At 64.0% G+C, this 25434-nt stretch carries 27 protein-coding genes and 1 tRNA gene; 8 read left to right on the top strand and 20 right to left on the bottom strand.

Annotated features, from left to right (window positions below; translation table 11 throughout):
- Positions 1 to 43: 43 nt before the first annotated feature.
- Positions 44 to 1198, bottom strand: coding sequence for a cystathionine gamma-synthase (locus AC5RU3_RS01690; protein WP_493964721.1), 1155 nt, complete (start codon positions 1196 to 1198; stop codon positions 44 to 46).
- Positions 1199 to 1225: 27 nt separating this feature from the next.
- Entirely contained in the window at positions 1226 to 2602 is a 1377-nt protein-coding gene (locus tag AC5RU3_RS01685) for a cystathionine beta-synthase (protein ID WP_309072652.1), read from the bottom strand.
- A gap of 75 nt (positions 2603 to 2677) precedes the next feature.
- Here AC5RU3_RS01685 and AC5RU3_RS01680 point away from each other — a divergent pair, with 75 nt between their 5' ends.
- A complete protein-coding gene (locus tag AC5RU3_RS01680; protein ID WP_493964720.1) occupies positions 2678 to 3640 on the top strand; it encodes a DNA-3-methyladenine glycosylase family protein in 963 nt (320 codons plus the stop codon).
- 194 nt (positions 3641 to 3834) lie between these two features.
- Here the strand turns inward: AC5RU3_RS01680 and trxA are convergent, their stop codons facing one another.
- The 3 genes from trxA to AC5RU3_RS01665 all read right to left on the bottom strand — a co-directional run bounded on the left by trxA (position 3835) and on the right by AC5RU3_RS01665 (position 4824).
- Positions 3835 to 4218 (bottom strand): thioredoxin, encoded by a 384-nt coding sequence (gene trxA / locus AC5RU3_RS01675; protein WP_493964719.1) that lies wholly within the window; start codon positions 4216 to 4218, stop codon positions 3835 to 3837.
- Positions 4219 to 4404: 186 nt separating this feature from the next.
- Positions 4405 to 4486: transfer RNA gene (locus AC5RU3_RS01670), tRNA-Tyr, on the bottom strand.
- A 116-nt stretch (positions 4487 to 4602) separates the two neighbouring features.
- The gene (locus tag AC5RU3_RS01665; RefSeq protein WP_493964718.1) at positions 4603 to 4824 is read right to left on the bottom strand and encodes a hypothetical protein; all 222 of its coding nucleotides are present in this window, start codon (positions 4822 to 4824) and stop codon (positions 4603 to 4605) included.
- A gap of 180 nt (positions 4825 to 5004) precedes the next feature.
- On the opposite strand from AC5RU3_RS01665, the gene AC5RU3_RS01660 reads away from it, so the two are divergent.
- A complete protein-coding gene (locus AC5RU3_RS01660) occupies positions 5005 to 5493 on the top strand; it encodes a YajQ family cyclic di-GMP-binding protein (protein ID WP_309071229.1) in 489 nt (162 codons plus the stop codon).
- A 171-nt stretch (positions 5494 to 5664) separates the two neighbouring features.
- On the opposite strand, the gene htpX is transcribed toward AC5RU3_RS01660, so the two are convergent.
- The 5 genes from htpX to AC5RU3_RS01635 form a co-directional block, all read right to left on the bottom strand.
- Positions 5665 to 6543: a zinc metalloprotease HtpX gene (htpX, locus tag AC5RU3_RS01655; RefSeq protein ID WP_458115480.1), complete on the bottom strand. Its 879-nt coding sequence runs from the start codon at positions 6541 to 6543 to the stop codon at positions 5665 to 5667.
- Positions 6544 to 6621: 78 nt separating this feature from the next.
- A complete protein-coding gene (locus tag AC5RU3_RS01650) occupies positions 6622 to 7269 on the bottom strand; it encodes a 4a-hydroxytetrahydrobiopterin dehydratase (protein WP_493964717.1) in 648 nt (215 codons plus the stop codon).
- Between the two features lie 50 nt (positions 7270 to 7319).
- Positions 7320 to 8045, bottom strand: a complete 726-nt coding sequence (locus AC5RU3_RS01645; RefSeq protein WP_309071226.1) for a GntR family transcriptional regulator — start codon at positions 8043 to 8045, stop codon at positions 7320 to 7322.
- 2 nt (positions 8046 to 8047) lie between these two features.
- Positions 8048 to 8542, bottom strand: coding sequence for a PTS sugar transporter subunit IIA (locus tag AC5RU3_RS01640; protein ID WP_493964716.1), 495 nt, complete (start codon positions 8540 to 8542; stop codon positions 8048 to 8050).
- Positions 8539 to 8769, bottom strand: a complete 231-nt coding sequence (locus tag AC5RU3_RS01635; RefSeq protein WP_309071224.1) for a PTS sugar transporter subunit IIB — start codon at positions 8767 to 8769, stop codon at positions 8539 to 8541. The genes AC5RU3_RS01640 and AC5RU3_RS01635 overlap by 4 nt, the downstream gene beginning before the upstream one ends.
- A 175-nt stretch (positions 8770 to 8944) precedes the next feature.
- Between AC5RU3_RS01635 and AC5RU3_RS01630 the strand changes: the two genes are divergently transcribed.
- From AC5RU3_RS01630 to nagB, 3 genes are read left to right on the top strand one after another with little or no spacing between them, the layout of a single operon-like run.
- On the top strand, positions 8945 to 10237 hold the full coding sequence (locus AC5RU3_RS01630) for a PTS transporter subunit EIIC (protein WP_309071223.1): 1293 nt from the start codon (positions 8945 to 8947) through the stop codon (positions 10235 to 10237).
- The gene (nagA, locus tag AC5RU3_RS01625) at positions 10227 to 11459 is read left to right on the top strand and encodes an N-acetylglucosamine-6-phosphate deacetylase (RefSeq protein WP_458115485.1); all 1233 of its coding nucleotides are present in this window, start codon (positions 10227 to 10229) and stop codon (positions 11457 to 11459) included. Before AC5RU3_RS01630 ends, nagA begins: the two co-directional genes overlap by 11 nt.
- Before the next feature lie 2 nt (positions 11460 to 11461).
- Positions 11462 to 12238, top strand: coding sequence for a glucosamine-6-phosphate deaminase (nagB, locus tag AC5RU3_RS01620; protein ID WP_309071221.1), 777 nt, complete (start codon positions 11462 to 11464; stop codon positions 12236 to 12238).
- 17 nt (positions 12239 to 12255) lie between these two features.
- Here the strand turns inward: nagB and AC5RU3_RS01615 are convergent, their stop codons facing one another.
- On the bottom strand, positions 12256 to 13527 hold the full coding sequence (locus tag AC5RU3_RS01615; protein WP_309071220.1) for an MFS transporter: 1272 nt from the start codon (positions 13525 to 13527) through the stop codon (positions 12256 to 12258).
- A gap of 146 nt (positions 13528 to 13673) precedes the next feature.
- Between AC5RU3_RS01615 and AC5RU3_RS01610 the strand changes: the two genes are divergently transcribed.
- The gene (locus tag AC5RU3_RS01610; RefSeq protein WP_309071219.1) at positions 13674 to 14414 is read left to right on the top strand and encodes an MBL fold metallo-hydrolase; all 741 of its coding nucleotides are present in this window, start codon (positions 13674 to 13676) and stop codon (positions 14412 to 14414) included.
- Between the two features lie 8 nt (positions 14415 to 14422).
- Here the strand turns inward: AC5RU3_RS01610 and AC5RU3_RS01605 are convergent, their stop codons facing one another.
- Together AC5RU3_RS01605 and AC5RU3_RS01600 are read right to left on the bottom strand one after the other, a co-directional pair.
- Complete coding sequence (locus tag AC5RU3_RS01605; protein ID WP_309071218.1) at positions 14423 to 15112, bottom strand: esterase/lipase family protein; 690 nt, start codon at positions 15110 to 15112, stop codon at positions 14423 to 14425.
- On the bottom strand, positions 15099 to 15851 hold the full coding sequence (locus AC5RU3_RS01600) for an alpha/beta fold hydrolase (protein WP_309123767.1): 753 nt from the start codon (positions 15849 to 15851) through the stop codon (positions 15099 to 15101). The genes AC5RU3_RS01605 and AC5RU3_RS01600 overlap by 14 nt, the downstream gene beginning before the upstream one ends.
- A gap of 93 nt (positions 15852 to 15944) precedes the next feature.
- Between AC5RU3_RS01600 and AC5RU3_RS01595 the strand changes: the two genes are divergently transcribed.
- Together AC5RU3_RS01595 and AC5RU3_RS01590 are read left to right on the top strand one after the other, a co-directional pair.
- Positions 15945 to 16421 (top strand): Fur family transcriptional regulator, encoded by a 477-nt coding sequence (locus AC5RU3_RS01595; protein ID WP_309071216.1) that lies wholly within the window; start codon positions 15945 to 15947, stop codon positions 16419 to 16421.
- A 14-nt stretch (positions 16422 to 16435) separates the two neighbouring features.
- Positions 16436 to 17932: a catalase gene (locus AC5RU3_RS01590; RefSeq protein ID WP_493964715.1), complete on the top strand. Its 1497-nt coding sequence runs from the start codon at positions 16436 to 16438 to the stop codon at positions 17930 to 17932.
- Between the two features lie 39 nt (positions 17933 to 17971).
- Here AC5RU3_RS01590 and AC5RU3_RS01585 read toward each other — a convergent pair whose 3' ends face one another.
- From AC5RU3_RS01585 to AC5RU3_RS01555, 7 genes are all read right to left on the bottom strand, one after another.
- On the bottom strand, positions 17972 to 18604 hold the full coding sequence (locus AC5RU3_RS01585; protein WP_493964714.1) for a TetR/AcrR family transcriptional regulator: 633 nt from the start codon (positions 18602 to 18604) through the stop codon (positions 17972 to 17974).
- A 45-nt stretch (positions 18605 to 18649) separates the two neighbouring features.
- Positions 18650 to 20158: an amino acid permease gene (locus AC5RU3_RS01580; protein ID WP_309071213.1), complete on the bottom strand. Its 1509-nt coding sequence runs from the start codon at positions 20156 to 20158 to the stop codon at positions 18650 to 18652.
- A 99-nt stretch (positions 20159 to 20257) separates the two neighbouring features.
- On the bottom strand, positions 20258 to 22819 hold the full coding sequence (locus AC5RU3_RS01575; protein ID WP_309071212.1) for an MMPL family transporter: 2562 nt from the start codon (positions 22817 to 22819) through the stop codon (positions 20258 to 20260).
- 18 nt (positions 22820 to 22837) lie between these two features.
- On the bottom strand, positions 22838 to 23452 hold the full coding sequence (locus tag AC5RU3_RS01570) for a TetR/AcrR family transcriptional regulator (RefSeq protein WP_309071211.1): 615 nt from the start codon (positions 23450 to 23452) through the stop codon (positions 22838 to 22840).
- Between the two features lie 68 nt (positions 23453 to 23520).
- A complete protein-coding gene (locus AC5RU3_RS01565; protein ID WP_309123766.1) occupies positions 23521 to 23934 on the bottom strand; it encodes a VOC family protein in 414 nt (137 codons plus the stop codon).
- Positions 23931 to 24215: an ArsR/SmtB family transcription factor gene (locus AC5RU3_RS01560; protein WP_309123765.1), complete on the bottom strand. Its 285-nt coding sequence runs from the start codon at positions 24213 to 24215 to the stop codon at positions 23931 to 23933. The genes AC5RU3_RS01565 and AC5RU3_RS01560 overlap by 4 nt, the downstream gene beginning before the upstream one ends.
- A gap of 38 nt (positions 24216 to 24253) precedes the next feature.
- A complete protein-coding gene (locus AC5RU3_RS01555) occupies positions 24254 to 25408 on the bottom strand; it encodes an FAD-dependent oxidoreductase (protein WP_493964713.1) in 1155 nt (384 codons plus the stop codon).
- Positions 25409 to 25434 lie beyond the last annotated feature (26 nt).

Genomic DNA, 25434 nt, shown 5'->3' with positions numbered 1-25434 from the left:
CAACCGCAACTGTTGTTGAGAGGTTCGCTGCCGTAGGTTCCCGTTAGAGGTTCGTGAACGCTTTCTCGAGGTCCGCGATAAGGTCTTCGACGTCCTCGATACCCACGGAGAGGCGCACGAGGTTTTCCGGTACGGCGAGCTCCGTCCCCTTCACCGAGGCGTGAGTCATTTCCGACGGGTAGTTCATCAGGGACTCAATCCCGCCGAGGGACTCCGCAAGCGTGAACAGTTCGGTGGATTCCGCGACAGTGCGCGCAGCTTGTTCACCACCCTTGAACGACACCGAGATCATTCCGCCGAAGTTCCGCATCTGACGGGCAGCGAGGTCGTGCCCCGGGTGGTCCGGCAGACCCGGGTAGTAGACCCGCTCCACTTCCGCACGGCCGGAGAGCCACTCCGCGATCGCGAGGGCGTTGGAGCTGTGCCGGTCCATGCGGACCCCGAGGGTCTTCAGCCCGCGCGTGGTGAGCCACGCTTCCATGGGCGCGGAAACCGCGCCGACCGCAAACTGCACGAAACCCACCTTCTCGGCCAACTCCGCATCATTCAGTACGACGGCGCCGCCACTGGCATCGGAGTGGCCCCCAATGTATTTGGTGGTGGAGTGCACCACAACGTCAGCGCCGAAGGAGAGGGGCTGCTGCAGGTAGGGAGAGGCAAAGGTGTTGTCGACGACCAGCAGTGCTCCCGCGTTCTTCGCGACGGAGACGATAGCTGCGATGTCCGTGATTTTCATCATCGGGTTGGACGGCGTCTCAACCCAGACCATGCGGGTGTTTCCGGAAGCGACCGCCTGCTCAACGGCGTCGAGGTCCGACATGTCGACTGCCGAGTTGGTGATCCCCCACTCCGACAGGATTCGGTCGATGAGACGGTAGGTGCCGCCGTATGCATCATTGCCGAGCACGATGTGATCGCCGGGACGGAGCGCAGCGCGGATCAGGGCGTCTTCCGCCGCAAGCCCGGACGAGAAGCTGAACGCGTGCGCGGCTCCCTCCAGGGCGGCGAGCTGAGCCTGCAGCGAGTCGCGGGTCGGGTTGGTGCCGCGACCATACTCATACCCGTTGCGCAGCTTGCCGATGCCGTCCTGGGCGAAGGTGGTGGTCTGGTACAGCGGGGGAATGACCGCACCTGTGGTTGGATCCGGCGTCTGCCCGGCATGGACAGCGCGTGTGTTGAAGCCGTTTCCTGAAGTCACTGGATGCTCTCCAAACGTAAGGGGGTTTTAGCTGCTCAAGTACGTCAGCAGGTCGTGGCGCGTAAGTATTCCCACGGGCGCCCCGACGAACGTCACCATCAGCGTGTCGCTTTCCTGCAGTCGTTCACGCGCCGTGGTCACCGACTCCAGCGATCCGATGATCTGCATTCTCTCCCCCATGTGCTGGGAGATTTTGTCGGTGAGCTTGGCCGTGCCGTGGAAGATCTTCTCGGTCAGGAGCCGCTCGTCAACCGATCCGAGGACCTCACCCATGACCACGGGCGGCTCCTGGGACAGGACCGGGATGTTGGAGACTCCGTACTCGTTCATGATCTGGATGACGTCGCGAACGGTCTCGTTGGGGTGGGTGTGCACCAGGTCCGGGAGAGCGCCATTCTTCGAGCGGAGGACTTCGCCGACCGTTGCCTCGTCGCCGCTGTCCATGAAGCCGTAGGACTTCATCCAGTCGTCGTTGAAGATCTTGCCCAGATAACCGCGGCCGCTGTCGGGCAGGAGGACGACGACGACATCATCCGCTGTGAGGTCCTTGGCCGCCCGCAGCGCGGCCACGACCGCCATGCCCGACGAGCCGCCCACCAGGAGTCCCTCCTCACGGGCGAGCCTGCGCGTCATGGCGAAGCTTTCGGCGTCGTTCACTGGAATGATCTGGTCCGGAACCGAGGAGTCATAGGCATCCGGCCACATGTCTTCACCGACGCCCTCGACGAAGTAGGGACGCCCGGTGCCTCCGGAATAGACCGAGCCCTCCGGATCAGCACCGATGATGCGCACCGGTCCCGACTCCCGGTCCTTGGAGATGTCTTTGAGGTAGCGGCCGGTGCCGCTGATGGTGCCGCCGGTGCCGACGCCGGCCACGAAGTGGGTGAGCCGCCCGTCGGTGTCCCGCCAGATTTCCGGCCCGGTGCTCTCATAGTGGCTGAGTGGGCCGTTGGGGTTGGAGAACTGGTCAGGCTTGAACGCTCCCGGGATCTCGCGGGTGAGCCGGTCCGAGACGCCGTAGTACGACTGCGGACTGTCCGGCGCCACAGCCGTTGGAGTGACCACGACCTCGGCACCATAGGCGGCAAGGACATTCCGTTTGTCCACGCCCACCTTGTCGGGGACCACGAAAATGCACTTGTACCCGCGCTGCTGGGCAACCAGAGCAAGCCCGACGCCGGTGTTCCCGGACGTGGGCTCGATGATGGTGCCGCCGGGCTTGAGCTTGCCCTCCCGCTCTGCCGCGTCGATGATCTTCACCGCGATGCGGTCCTTCACCGAACCGCCGGGGTTGATGTACTCCACCTTCACCAGAACCGTTGCGGCTATCCCCTCGGTCACCTTGTTGAGCTTGATGAGTGGGGTGTTACCGATCAGATCCACGACGGAGTTGGCAAACTTCATGGTTAACAAGTTACCGCGCGAGTGTGACAGTCCCGGACGGGCGAACTGTCGGGGGTACGTGCGAGCATTAACGGCATGACCCTCACCGCTTCCGCTCCGGCCGCTCTGTCGGCAGTTCTGGAGCCGGAGGGCGCCTACTCATTGCTGGCCTCGGTGGGCCCGCTGCAGTGCGGCCCGGGCGATCCCACGCTCATCTTCCGGGATGGAGCGGTCTGGCTTGCTTTCCGGAACGACGACGGCGCTGCCACCCTCCGCCTCAGCCACCGAGGCGGGCTGCGCTCTGCTTCCATTCATGCGACCGCCTGGGGTCCCGGTGCTGTCCTTGCGCTTGATTCAGTCCCCCGGCTGATCGGACTCCACGATGATTGGAGCTTGTTCGATTCTCCCGGGTTTTCAGCCGGTTTGCCTGAGTTGGCGCGGAAGGGCCGCTATCTGCAGCCCGGTGTCCGGTTACCGGCAACCGGGAGGATGCTCGACGCCGTCGTGCGCGTGATTCTGGAGCAGAAGGTGACGGGGCTCGAGGCAAAGCGTGCGTGGCGGTACCTGGTGACCCGATTCGGCGATCCTGCACCGTCTGTTCCGGGTGCCCCCCGGGAACTGCGGCTGCCTCCGACGGCGGCGCAGTGGCGGCGGGTTCCGTCGTGGGAGTGGCATAAGGCCGGGGTCGATTCCAAACGGTCGGCTGCAGCTTTGCGGGCCGCCGGCGTTGCGTCCGGGCTGGAGCGGTTGGCGTCGCTGGATGCTGCCGGAGTATCCGCCGGCTTGTGCTCGATTCCGGGGATCGGGGTGTGGACGACGGCTGAAGTGTTGCAGCGGACGCACGGATGCCCCGACTCGATCTCGGTCGGGGACTTCCACCTCGCGGCCTTCGTGGGAGCGGCGCTCACCGGTGAGCGCACGGATGACGCCGGGATGATTGAACTGCTCAAACCCTGGGCAGGGCAGCGCCAACGGGTCGTCCGGATGCTCTACGCAAGCGGTTTCCGGAAGCAGGCCTACGGTCCGCGGCTCTCGCCGGAGGACCACCGGCGGCGGTAGGTTCTGTTCGGACGCGGACGCAATCCTGCACCTTCTGGCCGGCCGGGCCCTTCAGCTACCCCTGCTTCCGTGGTTCTGCTCCGCCGTCCACCCCTGACTGCACTGGAACCTGCACGATTGTGCTCGCGTCCGAAAGGCACAAAGGCTCCGGCTCCCGATGTCGATGAGAGCCGGAGCCTTTGTCGTGAAGCTTGTTATGCCTGCGGCTGCGTGCCCTGGGCCTGCTGCTCGGCGACCTGAGCGTGGACTTCCTTCATGTCCAGTGCCTTGACGGCGTCAACCAGTTCACTGAACTGGCTGTTGTTCAGTGCGCCCGGCTGGGAGAAGACGAGGACCTTCTCGCGAAATGCCATCAGCGTAGGGATAGAGGTGATGCCTGCTGCCGCGGCGAGCGACTGCTCGGCTTCTGTGTCCACCTTGGCGAACGTGACGTCGCTGTGCTGCTGGGAGACGGCGTCGTACACGGGAGCAAACTGCTTGCACGGGCCGCACCATTCAGCCCAGAAATCGACGAACACGATGTCGTTCGACTCGATAGTCTCGGGGAAGGTTGCCTCTGTGATGTCAATAGTTGCCATATCTTCACGCTAACGAGAATCGGCCTGGATGTCGCCTCCTGTTCGCTGAGCGCGAGGTTGCTTGGTACAACGAGACCGTCAGGAGGCGTTCGTGATGCGATCGATCGTCGGGCAATCACAGGGCGGAAATATGGAAAGCAAAAGGCCCGCACCCAGTTCCCTGGAGTGCGGGCCTTTCGTGGCGAGTGGCAGATGAGGGATTCGAACCCCCGTAGGCAGTGCCAGCTGATTTACAGTCAGCCCCCTTTGGCCGCTCGGGTAATCTGCCGAACGTCCCTCGAAGAATTCTCTTCAAGAAGACCACCTGCGGATCGCCGTCCGCAGGCAAAACAACTTTACAGAACATCCCGCCCAGAATCGAATCGGTGGTTTGGCGGGGCAAAGTCACAGGCCGGCAGCTATCCGACGCTCGATCTGTGCAAAGAAACTTCCTGCCTGGTCAGCAGTGACAAGCCCCAGCGCGACAGCGTTCTCGAGCTCAGTCCGGACACCCTCCAGCCGGTCCGTCACCGTGCGGTTCTCGGCATCCGGTTCCTGCGGTCTCGTCACTATGGGCGAGGAAGCAACCGACGGCGCCGCCCCGATCCCGGTCAGCGATGCGGCCATGATCAATGACCCAGCGACAGCATGACGAGCACGAACAAAATAGCGACGCGATTGCGCGGTCAAAAGTTCCTCCTGAGAACACCGTGATCTCCACGCTTTCACCCGGTAATGGGAGCCGCCTGTTGTGAAGCTGTGAATTAGGGTAGAAGCAGGAAAACACCAACCCAGAAGGAGGCAACGGTGGCCAGCGAATCCACATTCGACGTTGTGAGCAAGGTAGACAAGCAGGAAGTCGCCAACGCGCTGAACCAGGCGCAGAAGGAACTCGCCCAGCGCTACGACTTCAAGGGCGTCGGAGCCGAGGTCGATTTCAGCGGCGAGAAGATTCTCATGAAGGCAAACTCGGAAGAGCGCGTCCTCGCGGTGCTGGACGTCCTGCAGTCCAAGATGATCAAGCGCGGCATCTCCCTGAAGTCCCTCGATACCGGTGAGCCTTACCCTTCCGGCAAGGAGTTCCGCCTGGAAACCTCCATTAAGGAGGGCATCGCCCAGGACGTTGCCAAGAAGATCAACAAGCTCATCCGCGATGAAGCGCCCAAGGGTGTCAAGTCCCAGATTCAGGGCGACGAGCTGCGTGTCAGCTCCAAGTCCCGGGATGACCTTCAGGCCACGATGGCACTGCTCAAGAACTTTGACGAGGCTGACCTGCAGTTCGTCAACTTCCGCTAGGAAAACCAGCCACCCACGACGACGGCGACGCTCCCCTTCCTGGGTGCGTCGCCGTCGTCGTACGTGGTGGAGTATCCCGGCGAAGTGCCGGGATCAGCGGGATAGTCCGGATAGTCCCACCGAAGGTGTGAGTTCGATGGGATCTCCCACCGACCGGGGAAGCTCCAGGAACTACTGGATCGCCCGGCCCGCCATACCCTCCAGGCGGGCTATCCGCTGCGCCATGGGCGGGTGGGACGCGAAGAGCTTTTGGACGCCGCCGCCGCGGAACGGGTTCGCAATCATCAGGTGCGAGGTGTTCACCAACTGCTGGCTCTGGGGCAGCGGCGCCTGCTGGGTTCCGCGCTCGAGCTTGCGGAGCGCCGAAGCGAGGGCCAGCGGGTCACCGGTGAGGCGGGCGCCGTCCTCGTCTGCGTCGTATTCGCGCGTCCGGCCGATAGCCATCTGAATCAGTCCTGCGGCGAGCGGTGCGAGGAACGCGAGCAGGAGTGCGGCGATCGGATTACCGCCCGAATTGCGGTTGCCGCCCATCATGCCCGTGAAGGCGAACATCTGCGCCACTGACGTGATCACGCCGGCGACGGCGGCAGCAACGGACCCGGTCAGGATGTCGCGGTTGTAGACGTGCATCAGCTCGTGTCCAAGGACACCGCGCAATTCCCGTTCGTTCAGAATCTGCAGGATGCCCTGGGTGCAGCAGACCGCTGCGTTCTCCGGGTTACGGCCGGTGGCGAAGGCATTCGGAGCCATGGTCGGCGAAACGTACAGGCGAGGCATCGGCTTGCCCGCCTTGGTACTCAGCTCACGCACGATCCGGTACATCGCCGGTGCCTGCTGTTCGGTCACCGGAACGGCCTTCATGCTCCGGATAGCCAGCTTGTCGCTGTTCCAGTAGCTGTACGCGATCGAGCCCACGCCGATGAGCGCAAAAATCCAGAGGAATGCCGAGCTGCGCGTCGCCGATGCGACCACGGCCCCGAACAGCAGGAAGATGCCCATGAGGGAACCGAAAAGCAGGGCCGTCTTGGCTCCGTTGAAGTGGTTGTGCACCTGTTCTCCTTGTTGAACTTACCTACCGGTACAACGGCGATGCGGGTCGCGCTGTTCCACGACTGTTTCTGCAGCCCGTCAGCGCTCCAGCACGGTGCACACGCAGGCCCGGTTTCCTTCACCGTCGGCGAGCACCGTGAAGGACGGCGCGTGCGAATCATCGACAACGGTTCCACCAGCAGCAACAGCAGCTGCGATGCGGGCCTCCGCCATGTCGTGGGGAACCCATACGTCCAGATGGAACCGTTGGCGTGGAGTTTCGTGGGCATCGGTGCCCTGGAACCACAGCAGCGGCACACGGCCTGAGGGATCGACGACGTCGTCACCGGCCGTATTGCCGGCGTCACCTGTGAGCAGCGCCGCCCAGAACGGTCCAGCGGCGGCCAGCGCGGCGGTATCCAGCGCGAGTTCCACCTCGGCGAGCGTCTCGGGCTGCGGCGTCAGCCCTCGCTCCCGTGCGATGGAACTGATGGCCCGCGCGAGGTCGACGTCCCGCTGCGTCAGGGCACCGGCGTCGTGACTGATCAGTTTCAGGTCGACGTGAGGATAGGTGAGGGTGACATCCGGGTGGTGGTTGGCGGCTTCGGCGGCATCGCTGACGGCAGTCACGAACCGCAGGCCTGTGGTGAAGCTGCCGGTCCGGAAGCGGGCGTGAATGCCCTGCGCGAGTTGGCGCCAGTCGTCGAGCCCGGCATCGAGAATCTGCTTGCTGGTGAGCTTGTCCATGACCCCAGTATGTCGCGGTATGGAACCGGTGCAACGGCCCGGAGGAGGTCCTACTGTGCGAGCGTCATCGAGATCTGGTAGCGATCGGACCGGTAGGTGGAAATTGAGTATTCGATGGGCACTCCGGGTCCTTCCGGGCCCGTGAAGGATCGCCGGTGGAAAAGCAGGACGGGGGCACCCGGAGCGATATCCAGTAGCGGCGCTATCTCCTCGGAGGCGGCACTGGCCTGGACGGTCTGTTCCACCCGCCGTACCGGGTGGCCGGAGGTGGACAGCACCCGGTAGAGCGAGCCGGTGAGGTCCTCGGCGAGCAGGTCGGGAAGCAACGCGGGAGGGAGCCATGATTCGTCCACGCTCACCGGCGCATCATTGGCGAGCCTGAGTCGGCGCAGCCGGTACGCCGACTCGTCCGTCCGCAGTCGCAGATGTGCAACGGCACCTTCGGGCGGTTCATCGAGGTCGGCCGTGATCACCCGGGTGCTGGGCACGAAGCCGGCGGCGCGCATGTCCTCATTGAAGGAGGCGAGGTGCAGCACCGACCGCACCATGCCGTGGGAAACAAACGTTCCCTTGCCCTTCTCACGAACCAGTTCGCCGTCACGGACAAGGTCTGAGATGGCCCTGCGGACGGTAATCCGGGAGACCTCGAACATCTCCTCGAGCTGCCGTTCACCGGGCAGCGCTTCGCCGGGCTTCAGCGTTCGCGCCAGTTCCTGGAGTTCCCGGCGAAGACGAAGGTGCTTGAGCTCTCCCGATGCCGGGCCGCTTCCAGGCACCCTCACACCTGCGGAAGGCTGAACAGGGGCTGTCCGGCCAGGACGTAAGCTCCGGGGTTGCCCACCGCCACTGTCCCCTGCTTCGAATCGAGCACAACCACGGGGCAGCACGGGCTGAGCCCCCGGCCGCGCAGGAAAGTCACATCGACGTCCACCATGGGGTCCCCCGTCCGGACCTCGTCGCCCTTGGCAGCCCGGACTGTGAAGCCTTCTCCCTTCAGGTGCACGGTGTCGATTCCGACGTGCACCAGGACAGCCGGCCCGGATGCGTGCTGGACGATGTAGGCGTGAGGCATGACCTTGACCACGCGCCCGTCCACCGGGGCCACAGCGGTGAGCACACCGGCGTCGTCCTCCGGCATGACGGCAGCGCCGTCTCCCACCAGTGCCTGGGCGAACACAGGGTCAGGGACCTCGCTCAGCGCGAGCACGACGCCGGGAAGCGGCGAAGCGACCGTCAACGCTCCCTGTGCGCCCTCCTCTACTTCAGGACTCACATGAGGTCCTGAATGTCATCGGCGAGGCTGTCCGCTTCGGGGCCGACGACGACCTGAACCACGGTTCCGGCGACCACGACGCCGTGTGCGCCGGCTGCTTTCAACGCGGCCTCATTGACGCGCGAGGAGTCAATCACCTCAGTACGCAGCCGCGTGATGCAGCCCTCGATTTCCTCGACGTTATCTGCTCCGCCGAGTGCCGCCAGGATGTCTTCGGCCTTGGACATGTCTCCTCCTTCGTCGGTGATGCTGGACTGTGGACCGTATTTCCGCAGCGCGGGTTGACAATCGGACTCCAGCGCATCACAGTGATGGTTGTCACTGGTTATAACCAGTGAGGATGACTCTACTGACTTCGGCAAAGACACACAAGCGCCCTCCCTCCACGAATCGAGGATTCACATGTCCACCGCAAGCACCAACCCCGAGCCGGGCAAGGGCGCTGCTGAAGCGCCCACCGACCCAGGAACAAATACTCCGGAAAAGACCAAGGGCAGCGGTAAGGCCCTGCAGAACCTCCAGCGTTTCGGGCGAAGCCTGATGTTGCCGATCGCCGCCCTGCCGGCGGCGGCGCTCCTGCTTCGCCTGGGCCAGGACGACCTGCTGGGCAGCTTCGAATCGCTCTCCACCGCGGCGCACGTTATCGGCGCAGCTGGTGGCGCGCTGTTCGAGAATCTCCCGCTGCTGTTCGCAGTGGGCATCTCGTTCGGTTTCGCCAAGAAGGGCGACGGATCCACAGCCCTGGCCGCCGTCGTCGGCTACCTCGTGCTGACGAACGTCTTCGAGGTCATGGCACCGCTGGTTCTGGGTGAGGCTCCGGAGGGCGGCGAAGACCCGGTCATCAACTACGGGGTCCTTGCGGGCATCGTCATGGGCCTCACGACGGCGTGGCTCTGGCAGCGCTTCCACCGCACCAAGCTGCCCGACTGGCTGGGCTTCTTCGCCGGCCGCAGACTGGTGCCGATCCTCACCGCTTTCGCGGCCATCGCCATCGGCGTGGTCATGGCGCTCATCTACCCGCTCTTCGACCGCGGCCTCACCGCCGTCGGCAACACTGTTTCGGAAAACACGGTGGCCGGAAGCGGCATCTACGGGTTCCTGAACCGCATGCTCATCCCCCTGGGCCTGCACCACATCCTGAACTCGATCGTTTGGTTCATCATCGGGGACTACGAAGGTGCCCAGGGTGACCTCAACCGCTTCTTCGCCGGCGACCCGGAGGCCGGTGTCTTCATGACCGGCTTCTTCCCGATCATGATGTTCGCCCTCCCGGCGGCCGCTCTGGCGATCTGGCAGGAAGCACGTCCGTCCCAGCGCAAGCTCGTCGGCGGCATCATGCTCTCCACCGGCCTGACCGCCTTCCTGACCGGCATCACCGAGCCCCTCGAGTTCTCGTTCATGTTCGTCGCCTGGCCGCTGTACGTCATTCACGCGATCCTCACCGGCGTATCGATGATGGTGGTGAATGTCCTGGACATCCACCACGGGTTCGGGTTCTCGGCGGGTGCCATCGACTACGTGTTGAACTTCGGCATCGCGCAGAATCCGCTGCTCCTGATCCCGATCGGCCTGGCCTTCGCTGCGGTGTACTACGTGCTCTTCCGCTTCGTCATCCGCAAGTGGAACCTCCGCACCATGGGCCGCGAGGACGAGACGACTGACGCGCCGTCGATGGCTCGCCCGGATGCTAGCTGACGCCGGCCCCGGCGAGGACCGGGTTCTTCGCGGCCGGCTGGTCACCGGCCGGCTGGTCACCGGCCGGCCGGCCGAGGACGTGATCGACGACGGCGCCGTCTGGCTCGCCGGGGGCCGCATCGAATGGTGCGGCCCGGCATCGGCGCTGCCGTCCGGTGCTCCTGACCGGATCGAGCAGGTCCCGGTAATCCTGCCCGGACTGGTCGACCTCCACTGCCACGGCGGAGCGGGACACACCTTCTCCGCCGATCAGGACGGTGCGCGGGCGATTGCCGGCCACCACGCAGCCCATGGGACGACGTCGTTGCTTGCCTCGCTGGTCTCGGCGCCGGCGGATGAGTTGCTTGGCCAGATCGAGGTGCTCCGAGAGCTGGTGCACGACGGAACGCTGGCGGGCCTTCACCTGGAGGGGCCGTTCATCGCCGCCGACATGTGCGGAGCGCAGAACCCGGCGGCGATCATCGAGGGTAACCCAGCGCTGCTTCGTCAATGGCTGGAGGCCGGACGGGGAACCGTCCGGACCATCACGCTCGCTCCGGAAACCGCCCACTTCGACGAGCTCGTGGCACTTTGCCGGGAACACGCCGTCGTACCTTCGGTAGGGCACACCGCAGCGACAGCGGCCGAAATGCGGGGGGCCCTTGAGCGCAGCCCAGCGGGATCCTGGTCAGCGACCCATCTGTTCAACCGCATGCCGCCGCTCGATCATCGCCGCCCCGGCCCTATCGCCGTGCTGCTCGAAACCGCCCGGCGCGCACCGGAAACCGTGGTCCTTGAACTCATAGCCGACGGCGCGCACCTGGATTCGGAAACGGTCCGGATGGTCTTCGGCCTGGTCGGTCCGAGCGGCATCGCCCTCATCACGGACGCGATGGCCGCGGCCGGAATGTTGGATGGAGACTACACCCTGGGTGCGCTCGACGTTGAGGTGCGGAGCGGCACGGCGCGGCTTGCAGTCCCTGACGGCAGCCAGGGCGCCATCGCCGGCGGCACCAGCCGACTGCTGGAAAATGTCCGGCGCTGCCGTGAGTGGGGCATCCCTCTCGCGGATGCGGTTGCGGCCGCTTCCTCGACCCCGGCACGGCTGATCGGGAACGACGACGTCGGCACCCTCGCCGCAGGGCGCCGGGCAGACGTGGTGGTCGCCTCGGACGAACTCGAAGTTCTGCAGGTGTACCAAGCCGGTCACCTGCTTGAGCACGCAACAACAGAAAGGGCATAACCGTGCAGGTCATCATCTGCGACTCACCGGAACAGGTCGGTTCGCGCGCAGCGGACATCATCGAAGAGCATGTGCGGCGCGGGCCCGCGGTTCTGGGACTGGCTACCGGCAGTTCACCTGCGGGAACCTACCGCGAACTTATTCGGCGCCACCGCGAGGAGGATCTCAGCTTTAGAGATGCCACCGCCTTCACACTCGACGAGTACGCGGGACTGCCGCTGGATCACGAGCAGTCGTATCATTCAACGATCCGGCGGGAATTCCTGGACGACGTGGACCTCCCGCTGTCCCGTCTGTTTACCCCGCACGGGGATGCCGAAGATCTCCGTGCAGAGGCGGCCCGCTATGACACCGCTATCCGCGAGGCCGGCGGTATCCACGTCCAACTCCTCGGGATCGGCGCGAACGGGCACATCGGGTTCAACGAGCCGACGTCGTCCCTGACATCGCGGACCCGGGTCAAGACTCTTGCCCGCATCACGCGCTCCGACAACGCGCGGTTCTTTCCCGGCGGTGAGGTCCCACAGCTGTGCCTGACCCAGGGGCTCGGGACCATCAGCGAGGCACGGCAGGCCGTGCTGGTGGCTATCGGCTCCAACAAGGCCGCCGCCGTCCGCGCAATGGTCGAGGGTCCGGTCAGCGCCTTCTGCCCCGCCTCGGTCCTGCAACTGCACCCTCGCGCCGTCGTCGTCCTCGATCGTGAGGCAGCCTCGGAACTGCAGCTCACCGATTACTACCACAGGGCACAGGAGCTGAACGACCGGCTTCTCGCCCGGTAGCGCTCAGCGGGGGTCGCTTACGGTTCGGGGGTGCGGGAGTCGTACCGGCCGAAGCGCGGTTGAAGTCGGGCCAGCAGGACCACCAGGAGCATGCACACGATCCCGCCCCACAGCGCGGTCCAGCCCTCACCGATCCACTCGGCCGCCCCGCCCCCGGCCAGTTCGCCCAGCCGGGGGCCACCGGCGACGACGACAATGAACACTCCCTGAAGTCGTCCCCTCATGGCATCGGGAGTGGCCGACTGCAGGATGGTGCTCCGGAACACGCCGCTGACGGAATCGGAGACGCCGGCCAGCAGAAGGCAGAGGGCGGCGGGAATGATCCACGGGGTCATCCCGCCGTCGGGCGAACGTCCGGCAAGGATGACGACGAGTCCGAACGCGCTGATCGATGCTCCCCATGCGGCGACAGACCACTGGACAGCTCTGCCCTGACGGTGAACGTGTCCCAGCGGACCGGAGAACAAGCCGGAGAGCACGGCTCCGAAGGCACTCGCCGCGAGCAGGATTCCGACTGTCAGTTCGCCGCCCCCAATGAAAACGGCGCCTACTGCGGGCAGCAGCACGCGAGGCTGTGCCATCACCATGGCGGCGAGGTCGATGAGGAAGGTCATCCGGATGTTCGGCCTGGTGCCGAGGTAGCGGAACCCCTCGATGACTGTGCCGAGTCCTGCTCGCCGCACCGGCCCTTCAGGAGGCATGGCGGGGAGCCGGAAGAGTGCCCACAGCGCGGCGGTGAAGGTGACGACGTCGATGGTGTAGGTCCAGCCGTAACCCACCTGTGCGATGAGCAGCCCCGCAAGCATCGGTCCCACGGTGAACGCGAGCCCGAAGGTGATCATCGACAGGGCGTTGGCGGCAGGCAGCAACTCAGGCCGCACCAGCCGCGGAATGATGGCCGTCCGTGTCGGCTGGTTGATGCCGGCAAATCCGCTATGCACGGCGATCAGGACGTAAAGCAGCCAGACGTTGTCGGCTCCGGCCCAGGCCTGCAGCGCTATGCCGATCGTCGATGCCCACAGGCCGATTCCGGACAGGAGGGCGACCTTGCGCCGATCATGGGCGTCGGCAACCGCTCCCCCGTACAGTCCGGCGAAGATCAGCGGCACCAGGGCGAATAGACCGATCAAACCGACGTTGAGGCTTGAGCCGGTGATGTCATAGACCTGCAGGCTCACAGCCACCAACGTCAGATTGGTGCCGACTGCCGAGAGCGCCGTCCCAAAATACATCCTGCGGAAAGCCGGACTCTCCTTCAGCGGAGTGATGTCGGCGAGGAGTCTTGGCACCGGCCAAGTCTACCGGCGGAGCCGTTACCTCCGGCAATGACCCGTGCGTGTTCGCAATTCATCAGCCTGCTGACTTTACGGGTGCGGATGACTAGGGTTGCACTCACAGCGCCGCTCGCAACCGATCGTCAAGTGAAGGAACCGCCATGCTCACCAGCGAAGTCGCCGAGGGAATCCACTGGCTGGAACACGCCCACGTCAACGTCTACTTCGTCGAACAGGAAGGCCGTGTCATGATCATCGATGCGGGCCTCCCTGCAATTTGGCCCAGAGTCCGGGAAGCCCTGCGCGAACTCGGATTCGAGGACTCGGTAGTGGCGCTGGTCCTCACCCACGGTCACTTCGATCATGTGGGAGTAGCTGCGCGGATAAGGAGTCACTACCGGGTGCCGATACTCGTCCACCCGGATGACGCCTATATTGCCGCCCATCCTTACCGCTACAAGCACGAGCTGAACCGATTTGTGGTGCCCCTGCAGAACCCCGGCAGCCTGCCCATCCTCGGCCGGATGACGCTGGCGGGAGCCCTACGGGTGCGCGGGGTCACCGATACCCTGCCGCTTGCCCCCGGGCTGGCGGCCAACCTCCCCGGGATGCCGGAGGTCATCCATGTCCCGGGACATACCGCGGGCCACGTTGCTCTTCATTTCGCTGATCGCGGTGTGCTGATCATCGGCGACGCACTGGTCACCCTGAATCCCTACACCGGGGTAAAAGGACCACAGATCGTGTCCGGCGCCGCAACCGCCAATTCTCCGCAGGCCCTGGACTCCCTCGACCGCATCGCGGCGCTGCACGCCGACAAGGTGCTGACCGGCCACGGCGAGCCGTGGCTTTCAAGCCCGGCCGAGGCCGTCGCAATCGCCAAGAAAATTGGACCCTCCTGAAGGGTCTCCTATCCCGCGGGCTCCGGGGCGTGGGCTGCAATGGCTGTATCGACAGCGTCGAGTACGCGCTTATCTCCGAGGGGCCGAAAGTGGCCCATGATGTCGAGCCGCACGTTGGTTGCACCGACCAATTCGCTGCCGCCCGGGATATGCGGATCGAACGTTCCGTAGATGGAGGTAATGCGTGAGTTCACGGCAAGGTTGGCCCGCAGTGCGTTCAGCGTCCGGTTCCGTGGCGAGAATGCACGCAGGCTGGGAAGGAACGCGAACATCGCGTAGACGGAACCGGAAAAGGGCGAGTTCACGGCAACCAGCTGGTGTACGCGCGGCGCAGATTCCGGAAGGGTCATGACGTATTTTCCGATAAGCCCGCCCTTGCTGTGCGCTACAAGGATCACGTTGCGCAGGTCCCGCTCCCGCAGGTACTGGGCGACGAGTTCCGCCATCGCTGGAACCGTGCCCCGGTTGTAACCCAGCGCAGTGACCGCGTGCACTGGGTGCCCGTTTGCATGGAGATGGGAAGCGACCGGGTGCATGAACTGCCAGGGCTCGTAGATCCCCGGGAGCAGGACCACGGGCGCCTTGTCGCCGGACAGCTGGGAGCCGGCGTCGCCCCGGAAGATAAAGCCGCGCGCCTGCCAGAAACCGACGTAGGCGTAGTCGAGGCCCCAGGCCCACCCCCGCTTAAGCAGCCGCATGCGGGTCCCCGGTCAACAGTCCCCGGGCAGTTTCTGCGGGGCGACTGAACATCAGGATGTGTGGCACATCCGGCACCTCCACGATCACGGAGTTCGGATTGGCGGCGGCCAAGCGCTGGAGCCAATCCGTCGGCACGATCGGGTCGCGTTCCCCCCGCATGAGGACGACCGGGCAGGCTACCCGCGGTAGCGCATCTTCAAGCCTGTGGCTCACCATGGCCGGCAGCGTGCGGAGGTAGGGAACGATCGAACGAAGGTAGTCGGTGAAGACCATCCAGTTCACGGCCGGCGGCTCACGGAGCGTGTCCTGCGCCAGGCGCAGCGCCTGCTGACTGACCGAACGCTCCTGATCATTCACAGTGGGCCCGAGCAACACGAGCTTGTGCACCAGCTCCGGAGCAAGGGCCGCAGTCTCTGTGGCCACCTGGCACCCCATGGAGTGGCCGACCAGAACTACCCCGGTCAGGTCCAGCCTTCGCAGGACAGCCACAACGATTTCACCGAGCTCCGGCACCGACAACGCCCGCCGCGGCCAGGGCGAAGGACCGAAACCCGGAAGTTCGACCGCGTAGACAGCGCTGTTCTTAGCCAGTTCGGCGGCCAACCGCTCGAAATAGCGGGCGGAGACGCCGATGCCGTGGACAAGGACGATCGGTTGCCCCTGACCTGTCCTCCGAACGTTGACAACACAGTCTCCAACGCGCTCCTGGCGTCTTTCTTCCCAGGGCGTACGGCCCATTCTTCAACCCTTCATCGCCAATGTATCCCTACAGCCTAGCCCGTTAGGCGAGGCTTATTATGAGTCACTCAGAATAAGTGTTTTACTGGTCCCATGACCGAACAGAATGCGCCCGTGAGCCCCTGGGCTGCGCCGCTGCGCTCAGCGGGGCGAAGGGTGACCAGGCAGCGCCTGGCGGTGCTCGCCGCCGTCGAACGGTCACCGCATTCAACCGCCGACGACGTCGTGACCGCGGTTCGGAGTGAACTCGCCGATATCACCGTGCAGTCGGTGTATGTGGTCCTCTCCGATCTCACGGAGAGCGGGCTGCTGCGCAGGATCGAGCCGCCCCACTCCCCCGCTCGGTATGAAACCCGGGTCAATGACAACCATCACCACGCGGTCTGCACCGGGTGCGGCCGGATCGAAGACGTGGACTGCGCTGTCGGACACGCGCCCTGCCTCACTCCATCCTGGTCGCCCGGATCCAGCCGGATGACCATTCAGATTGCCGACGTGGTGTATCAGGGTCTCTGCACCGACTGCCGCGAGACCTCCCCAAATCTTCCCGAACTAACAGAAACACACTGAAAGAAGGAGAATCCATGACTGCCAACTTCAGCACCACCCAATCGGGTGCCCCCGTTGTCGACGACAGCAATTCCTCAGCCCTGGGCCGCGACGGCGCCATCCCGCTGACTGACCACTACCTGATCGAGAAGCTCGCGCAGTTCAACCGTGAGCGCGTTCCCGAGCGCGTTGTGCACGCCAAGGGCGGCGGTGCCTTCGGTATGTTCGAGACCACGGAGGATGTCAGTCGGTACACCAAGGCTGCGCTCTTCCAGCCCGGTGCCATGACCGAGACGCTGCTGCGCTTCTCCTCCGTTGCCGGCGAGCAGGGCTCCCCGGACACCTGGCGCGACCCCCGCGGCTTCGCACTGAAGTTCTACACCTCCGAGGGCAACTACGACCTTGTGGGCAACAACACCCCGGTGTTCTTCATCCGCGACGGCATCAAATTCCCCGACTTCATCCACTCGCAGAAGCGCCTTCCCGGTTCAAACCTGCGCGACGCCAACATGCAGTGGGACTTCTGGACCCTCTCCCCTGAGTCAGCGCACCAGGTGACCTGGCTGATGGGCGACCGCGGACTGCCCGCCTCATGGCGCACCATGAACGGCTACGGCTCCCACACCTACCAGTGGATCAATGAGGCCGGCGAAAAGTTCTGGGTCAAGTACCACTTCAAGTCCAACCAGGGCCACGAGACGCTGACCGGCGACGAGGCTGAGGCACTGGCGGGTTCGGACGCAGATCACCACATCCGCGACCTTTACGAGAACATCGAGCAGGGCAATTTCCCCAGCTGGGACCTCAAGGTCCAGGTCATGCCGTACGAAGAGGCAAAGAACTACCGGTTCAACCCCTTCGACCTGACCAAGGTCTGGCCGCACGCTGACTACCCGCTGATCCCGGTCGGACGCCTCACCCTGAACCGCAACCCGGAGAACTACTTCGCGCAGATCGAGCAGGCCACCTTCGCGCCGTCGAACTTCGTTCCGGGTATCGCGGCATCCCCCGACCGCATGCTGCAGGCCCGCATCTTCTCCTACGCCGATGCGCACCGCTACCGCGTGGGAACCAACCATGCGCAGCTGCCGGTCAACGCACCGAAGAACGAGGTGCGAAACTACTCGAAGGACGGTGCCGCCCGCTTCTTCTTCAATTCCCCGCAGACCCCGGTCTACGCTCCCAACTCGGTGGGCGGCCCCGCTGCAGATCCCGCGCAGTACGGTGAGCACGGCGGCTGGGAGAACGACGGCGACCTGGTGCGCGCCGCGCATAGCCTCCATGCAGAGGACGATGACTTCGGTCAGGCCGGCACGCTGTACCGGGAGGTCTACAACGACGCTGAGAAGGCGCGCTTCCTGGAGACCATCACGGGTGCGGTCAGCGGTGTGACCATCGAGGACATCCGTGAGCGCGCCATCCAGTACTGGACGAACGTTGACGCGGACCTTGGCGCGAAGCTTCGCGCCAACCTCGGCTGCGCTTCCGGTGCGGCCCAGAACTCGGAGGCCGAGGCCGCGAACAAGTTCTAGGGTGTAACCCGTGTAAGCAAGCGGAAAGGGAGGATGGGCTCAGGCCCGTCCTCCCTTTTCGCTGTTTCCGGCCTCCGAATGGACTGCAGCGAGCGCATGGTCCAGGCCACTGAAGAACCGCTCAACCAGCAGGTGCAGCGCCCGCTTCACGGACGCTCCGTCATTGTTCAGCACAAAGTCGTACTGCAGACCGTACAGGCTTGATACGAAGAGTCGCGCCGAACCCTCCGCCGCCTCGCGCGGCAGGCCCTGGTTCACCAGCCAATCGGCAGCAAGTTCGTGCCAGAACGAGAACTTCCTCAGGGCACTGCCGCGGGGGCTGGGACTCACGGAGTCCTGAACGGCGGCTTCGAACTCCAGTCGCTGCAGACTTCGGTTCCTGTCGACCAGCAGTTCATTCCAGGATTCCAGGAGCCATTCACGAAAGTCGTCCCGGGTGAAACTTTCGGGATTCGTCGGCTTGATGGAATCATGACGTGCCTCAATATGCGCGACGATCTCGTTGATGAGCTCCTCGCGGTTTCCGAAGTGGTAAACGAGCACATAGCTGCTGATGCCCAGCCCATCGGCAAGGGTGCGGAAGCTCAGGCTCGCGAACGTCTTGTCGAGCAGATACTCGACGATCTGGTCGAGAAGCTCGTTCTTGCGTTCCGGTTTCGGGGGGCGCGCCATGGCTGAATATTACAGTCCGCCCTGACGCGCCCCTCCCGCCGAAGGTCAACGTCCCGCGCGGGACTCTTCCAGCTCGGGTTCATCTGCGTTTCCTGATGCCAGCCGTGAGTGCCGCCGACCGTACGCGAAGTAGATCGCGAAACCCACGACGAGCCAGATGCCGAAGAACACCCAGGTCACGGTGGCCAGATTGAGCATGAGGTACAGGCAGAGGACCGCCGACAGAACCGGGATCACCTTGCCGAAAGGCACACGGAAGGACGGCTTCAGATCAGGGCGCTTCTTGCGGAGCACCAGGATGCCGAGGCTGACCGTGACGAACGCTGACAGCGTGCCGATGTTGATCATCTCGGCGAGCAGCTCTACCTCGGTGAAGCCGGCCAGCAGCGCAACGACGACGCCGCAGAGGATCTGTGTGCGGGCCGGAGTGCTGCGCTTCTCAGAGGTACGGCTCAGCCCTCGGGGCATCAGCCCGTCACGGCTCATCGCGAAGATGACCCGTGCCAGACCCATGAGCAGCACCATGATTACGGTGGTCAGGCCAATGAGGCTTCCCACCGAGATGATGCCGGCGGCCCAGTCTGCTCCCACCAGCTGGAATGCGGTGGCCAGCGACGGCGATTCCGCTGCGGCAAGTTCCTTGTACGACACCATCCCGGTCACGGCCAGGGTGACAAGGATGTAGAGCACGGTCACCAGCGCCAGGCCACCGAAGATTCCGCGCGGAAGGGTCTTCTGCGGGTCCTTGACCTCCTCGGCGGAGGTGGCAACGACGTCGAAGCCGATGAACGCGAAGAAGACCAACGCTGCACCGGAGATGATGCCGGTGAAACCGTAGACGGCCGGGTTGGCACCCGACAGGAAGGACAGGAAGGGCTGCGAGGTCCAGTCCGCATCCAGTGCCGCGGGCGGCTCGGAGGCCGGGACAAACGGCTGGTAGTTCTCGCCGTTGATGAAGAAGAATCCCGCAACAATCACGAACAGCACGATGGCGATCTTGATGATGGTGAAGATGTTGTTCACACGGGCTGACAGCTTGGTTCCGAGCACCAGAATGACGGTGAAGATCGCCACGATGATGAGCGGCCCCCAGTACATGGTGATACCAAAGACGTTGACCTGGGACGGAACGTCCAGGTTGAGCACCGCGAACAGGTCACTGAGATACACGCCCCAGAACTTCGCGATCACCGCTCCGGCCATCAGCAACTCAAGAATGAGGTTCCAGCCGATGATCCAGGCGAGAAGCTCACCCATGGTCGCGTAGGTGAAGACGTAGGCGCTGCCTGCAACAGGGATCGCTGTGGCGAACTCGGCGTAGCACATGATGGCCAGCGCGCAGGTGATTGCAGCCAGCACGAACGAGATGGTCACTGCCGGCCCGGCGTTGAAGGCCGCTGCCTGAGCGCCGACCGAAAAAATGCCGGCGCCGACAGCAACAGCCACGCCCATGATCATGAGGTCCCAGGTGGTGAGCGACCGCTTGAGTGTGCGGCCCTTCTCACCTGAGTCTGCGATCGACTGTTCGATCGACTTGGTACGGAAAAGATTCACGGCTATGTGTCCTTGATGGGGAAAACTGACCGCATAATCCTAGAGATTACGAAATACTTCTCCGCATTAGTCTCACCATGTGAGACAGTTTGATCCCCTTCAGCGGCCCGACGGTACCGGATCCGACGACGGCACGTCCCGGCCGGCGTCGTGGTCCGTCTTCTCCATCAACCGGGCGCCCTCAACGTCGACATCCGGGAGGATGCGGTCCAGCCACCTGGGCAGCCACCAGGCTGACCGGCCGAGGAGGTGCATCGCTGCGGGGATCAGGGTCATACGCACCACAAAGGCGTCCAGCAACACGCCGAAGGCCAGGCCGAATCCGATCGGTCGAACCATGGTGAGGTGGGAGAAGACGAAGCCCGCGAACACCGACACCATGATGATGGCCGCCGCCGTGACCACCCGTGCCCCGTGGCTGAAGCCGACGCGTACCGCTTCCTTCGCCGGCCGGCCGTGCACGAAGGACTCGCGCATTCCGGAGACAAGGAACATCTGGTAATCCATGGCAAGGCCGAACAGGACGCCGATCAGGATGATCGGCAGGAAGCTCAGGATCGGGCCGGGGTTGGTGACGCCAAAGAAATCACCGAGCCAGCCCCACTGGTAGATCGCCACGGTGGCCCCGAAGCTGGCCATCAGTGAGAGCAGGAACCCCGCTGTGGCGATGAGCGGCACGAGGATGGAGCGGAAGACCAGGAGCAGCAGGATCAATGAGAGCCCGACGACGATGCCCAGGTAGAGAGGCATGGCTTCCATGAGTTTGGCGGACACGTCGATGTTTGCGGCGGTCTGGCCTGTGACGGAAACTGTCACACCGGTGGCGTCCTCGATGTTCGCCGCCTCAGCGCGCAGGTCGCGGACAAGCTGTTCGGTGCTCTCGCTTGCCGGGCCTTCCTCGGGAATGACCTGGTAGATCGCGGTGCGGCCGTCGTCGCTGATGCCCGCAGGCACCGCCGCAGCAACGTCCTCGACCTGGGTGAGTTCGTCTGCGACGTCCAGCTGCAGTTCCGTGCGGTCAGCCTCGTCTTCGATGGGCGGCAGGTTGCCCACTACGAGCAGCGGACCGTTGGTGCCCTCACCGAACTTCTCACCGACAAGCGTGTACGCGCGGTAGGCAGTCGAATCAGCGGGTTCGGAACCGCCGTCGGGCAGTCCCACACGCAGTTCCAGGGCGGGGATGGCGAGCACCGCGAGCGCGGCGACGGCCGCAAGCACCGTCAGGATCGGCTTGCGGGTCACGGCACCGCCCCAGCCTCGACCCGCCGCATAGGAATCGTCCGCGGAGTGTTCTTCAGCGGCCTGCGCGTCAGCACCTGCGGACTCCGCCTTCGCCCAGCGGCGCTTCGAGATGACCCGACGACCCATGAAGCCGAGCAGCGCGGGCGTCAGGGTCAGCGCGACGATGACAGCTACGGCCACGGTTCCAGCCGCGGACATGCCAAGGATGGTGAGGAACGGAAGGCCTGGAACGGCGAGGGCGGCAAGCGCGATGACAACTGTGATACCCGCAAACAACACGGCGTTGCCTGCTGTACCGGTGGCACGCGCGATCGATTCCTGCACAGGCATGCCCCGCAGCAACTGCGTACGGTGGCGGTTCACGATGAACAGCGAATAATCGATCCCGACGGCGAGTCCAAGCATCAGCGCGAGTACCGGAGAAATAGAGCTCATCTGAATGACGCCGGTGAGCGCGAAGGTGATGCCAACGCCGACACCTACGCCGACGATCGCCATCAGCAGCGGAAGGCCAGCGGCGATGAGCGTTCCGAGCATCAGGATCAGGACGAGCGCGGCCACGGCGAGGCCGATGACTTCCGCTGGACCGAAAATCTCGGAGATGTCCTGAACGATCTCCTTGCTGTACTCCACCGAGAGACCGGCCTCGGTCGCCCGGTCCGCGGCCGCTTGGACAGCTTCTCGCGTCTCGACGCTGATTGCGTCCACCGACGACGTGAATTGGATGCTTGCGACGGCTGTGGTGTCATCCTCCGATACGAACTGCACTCCGGAAGAAGCCTCCAGTTGGCGTTCCCCCAGCTCCAGTTCGACGCGGGCGGCATCGAGTTCTGCCTGTCCTTCATCCAATTGCCCACGCTGCGCATCGATCTCGGTTTGGGCGGCGTCGAGTTGAGCCACAGTGGCATCGATCTGCTCGGCCGGAAGGAAGGACTTTCCGGCTTCGAACTGCGCGCGCTGCTCATCCAACTGTGCCTGTCCTGCGTCGAGCTGGGCGGCGCCGTCGCGGAGCTGCTGGGCGCCTGCTTCAAGCTCAGCACGCCCGTTCTCGAGCTCTTCCCGACTGTCGGCGATCTGTTGAGCGGTGACGAAGGGGTCGATCACCGCTTCCACGCCCTCGAGGTCAGCAACGTCACTCAGTACGCTGCTGACGTCTTCGCGCTGATTAGTGCTGAATTCACCGTCGGGGCTTTCGAAGACGATGGTCCCCATTCCGCCCACGGCGTCAGGCATCTCTTCCTTCAACTCGTCGAGGACGCGCTGGGATTCTGTGCCTGGAATCGTGAAGTTGTTGCTGAGGGTGCCGGAGAAGGCAACGGCTGACCCGCCGACCGCGACCATGATGGCCAGCCAGGCGGAGACCACCCACCAGCGGCGGCGGTAGGCGAACGAACCGAGTCGGTACAGGAGGAATGCCATGGTGATCTGCGTCCTGGGCTAGAGCGTCGGGTGAGAAAAGCCGTCACGCAGCATGGTGAGCGTTGTGACGATGTGGTTTTCGAGTGTCTGTGCCGCGTCGTGGTCAGGGTTCTCGCTGGAAGCCCATTCGCGCATGGCGGCTTTGGCGCAGGAAAGTAGCGAGCCGACGAGCGCATGAATGTACAGGCTCGATGCCTGTCCCTCCAGGCGCTCCTCGACCGCGCTGATGATGCGCGCTTCTGCGCGCTCCCAGGCCAGAAGCTGTGTGCCCAGGAGGTCCGGATTGCCCGCGGCCATGCGGAAGAGATCGCCGCAGTCCTGCAGGTTCTCGACCTTCGTGGTTGCTGCGAGCGCTTGAATCATCGCGTCAAGGATCGGCTCGTCGGCAGGACGTTTTGCCAGTTCAGCTTCAGCCTGGTCGAGGAATGCTTCGGTGGAGACGCTTAGCGCCTCTTCGGCACTGTGAAAGTAGTTGAAGAAGGTGCGACGGGAGATGTTTGCCCGCTCGGCGATGTGCTCTGCGGTGAACGCACCCAGACCTTCGGATCGGGCCAGGTCAAGAGCGGCCTGGGCTATTGCCCGCCGGGTGTCGAGCTTGTTCTGCTCGCGACGACTGGTTTGCTGCGGAGTCACATACTTACACTAGGTGCAAGTTTGCACATCGTGCAAGTTATTCAGGTCCTGATCGCTCGGGAACCAATTTAGGAGGCGCCGCCGTCGTCTGCTGGAGCTTTCATCTCGATCAGCTGAATGAGATTGCCACAGGTATCATCCAGCACAGCGACGAGGGCCGTGCCGATGTCAGTGGGCGGCTGAGTGAACTGAACCCCGAGGCCGGCAAGCCGAGCATGCTCCGCGGCAAGGTCATCGACGTTGAACTGAGCCAGCGGGATACCATCCTCCACCAGGGCATCCCGGTAGGGCTTGACGGCCGGGTGGCCCGCAGGCTCAAGGAGCAACTCCGGCCCGTCCGGCGCCTCCGGAGAAACGACGGTCAACCAGAAGTCCTCACCCAGCGGGATATCATGGCGGGTCCGGAACCCGAGGACATCCGTATAAAAGGCGTGAGCCGCCCGCTGGTCATCGACGAAAATGCTCGTCAGCGCGATTTTCATGCACTTGCCCTCTCACTGGCAGGCCACCGGTTCGCGATCTCGGCGAGTGGCCCTGGATTGAAGTAGTGGAACTTCGAACGCCCCCGGCGCTCGGTCGTGACCAGCCCGGCAGCTTCGAGGACCCCCAAATGCTGTGAAATAGCCTGCCGGGAGCTGGCCACTTCATGCCGCATGGTCAGAACCGAGCAAATTTCGAACAGCGTCTGGCCGTCCCGCGCGAACAATTCATCGAGGATCAGCCGCCTTGTCTCGTCGTCGAGAGCCCGGAAGATATCAGCCACAGGTCAATAATACGCAAGCGAACGCTTGCTCATCAAGGTTATGGAATCCGCACTGCCTTACCCGCCAGCGCATTCCCGATGGACCGGTTGACGAGCGGAAGGCGGGAGAGCCTGGTCATCACCCGCCGCACCATCAAATCCGCGTCTGACGACGGCAGGAACCACCGCCCTGCGCGCCGTCCCGCCTCCTGCTTCTCGCGCACGACGGGCATCCAATGATCCTGATAGGCAGCGAGACCGTCATTGATTGACGGAGCATGCACAAGGAGAGCGACCAGGACCCGGGCTCCCGCGATAGCCAATGAGGATCCCTGACCTGCGAGCAGGGAAACGGCTTGGCACGCGTCACCCACCAGGACTACGCGCCCCGTATGCCAACGATCCAGGTGGACCTGGGCAACGACGTCGTAGTAGAGGTTCGTAGGCGCCTGGTCGAGCGCGCGCGGGGCAAGCCAGCCAGCATCCGCAAATTCCCTGCGCAGGGTCTCCCTCCGGTTGGCCGGCAGGATTGGCGATCCATCGCGATGGATCAGGAAAGCCGCGACCCTGGTGCCCCGCAACCCGTATAGCCCTATCTGCTTGTCCTTGGTGTCACTGACCGCGAAGCGGCCTCTGACCTGACTATTGATCTCGGAATCGTCAAAGGTGAACGCTGCAGTATGGAATCCGAGGTACCTGATGAACTGCGCCTCCGGCCCGAAGAGGGCTTCCCGCACCGCCGAGTGGATACCGTCTGCGCCGACCAGAAGATCACCGTCAACGAATCGACCGTCACTTGTATGGACCCGGACTCCGTCGGCATCATTCTCGATCCGCGTAAATGTCGCACCGTAGCGAAGCGGAACCGACGCGGGAAGGCTCTCCCGCAGCGCTTCCTCGAGATCGGGCCGCATGATGCTCAGCAGCCGTCCATTGACGGCTTCAGCGAATCGCTTGAAGCTGAGCCGCCCGGTGGTGCGACCCGTCGAGTCGACGTAGGACACTTCATCAACGGAATAGGCACGTGCCTCGAGTGCAGGTAAAACACCCATCTTCTCCGCGGCGTCGTATCCGGCGCCGAAGAAGTCCATCATGTAACCGCTGGCCCTAGGGCCGCCTGACTTCTCGAGTATCTCCACTTGCCACCCCGCGTCAGCAAGGTTGACGGCGGTGGCGAGACCCGCGATTCCCGCGCCCACGACGATTGCTTTCACGGTCAGTCCTTCCCACAGCCCGGAGC

The sequence above is a fragment of the Arthrobacter sp. MDB1-55 genome (assembly GCF_059092925.1).
This window is presented reverse-complemented; position numbering and strand designations above follow the sequence as displayed.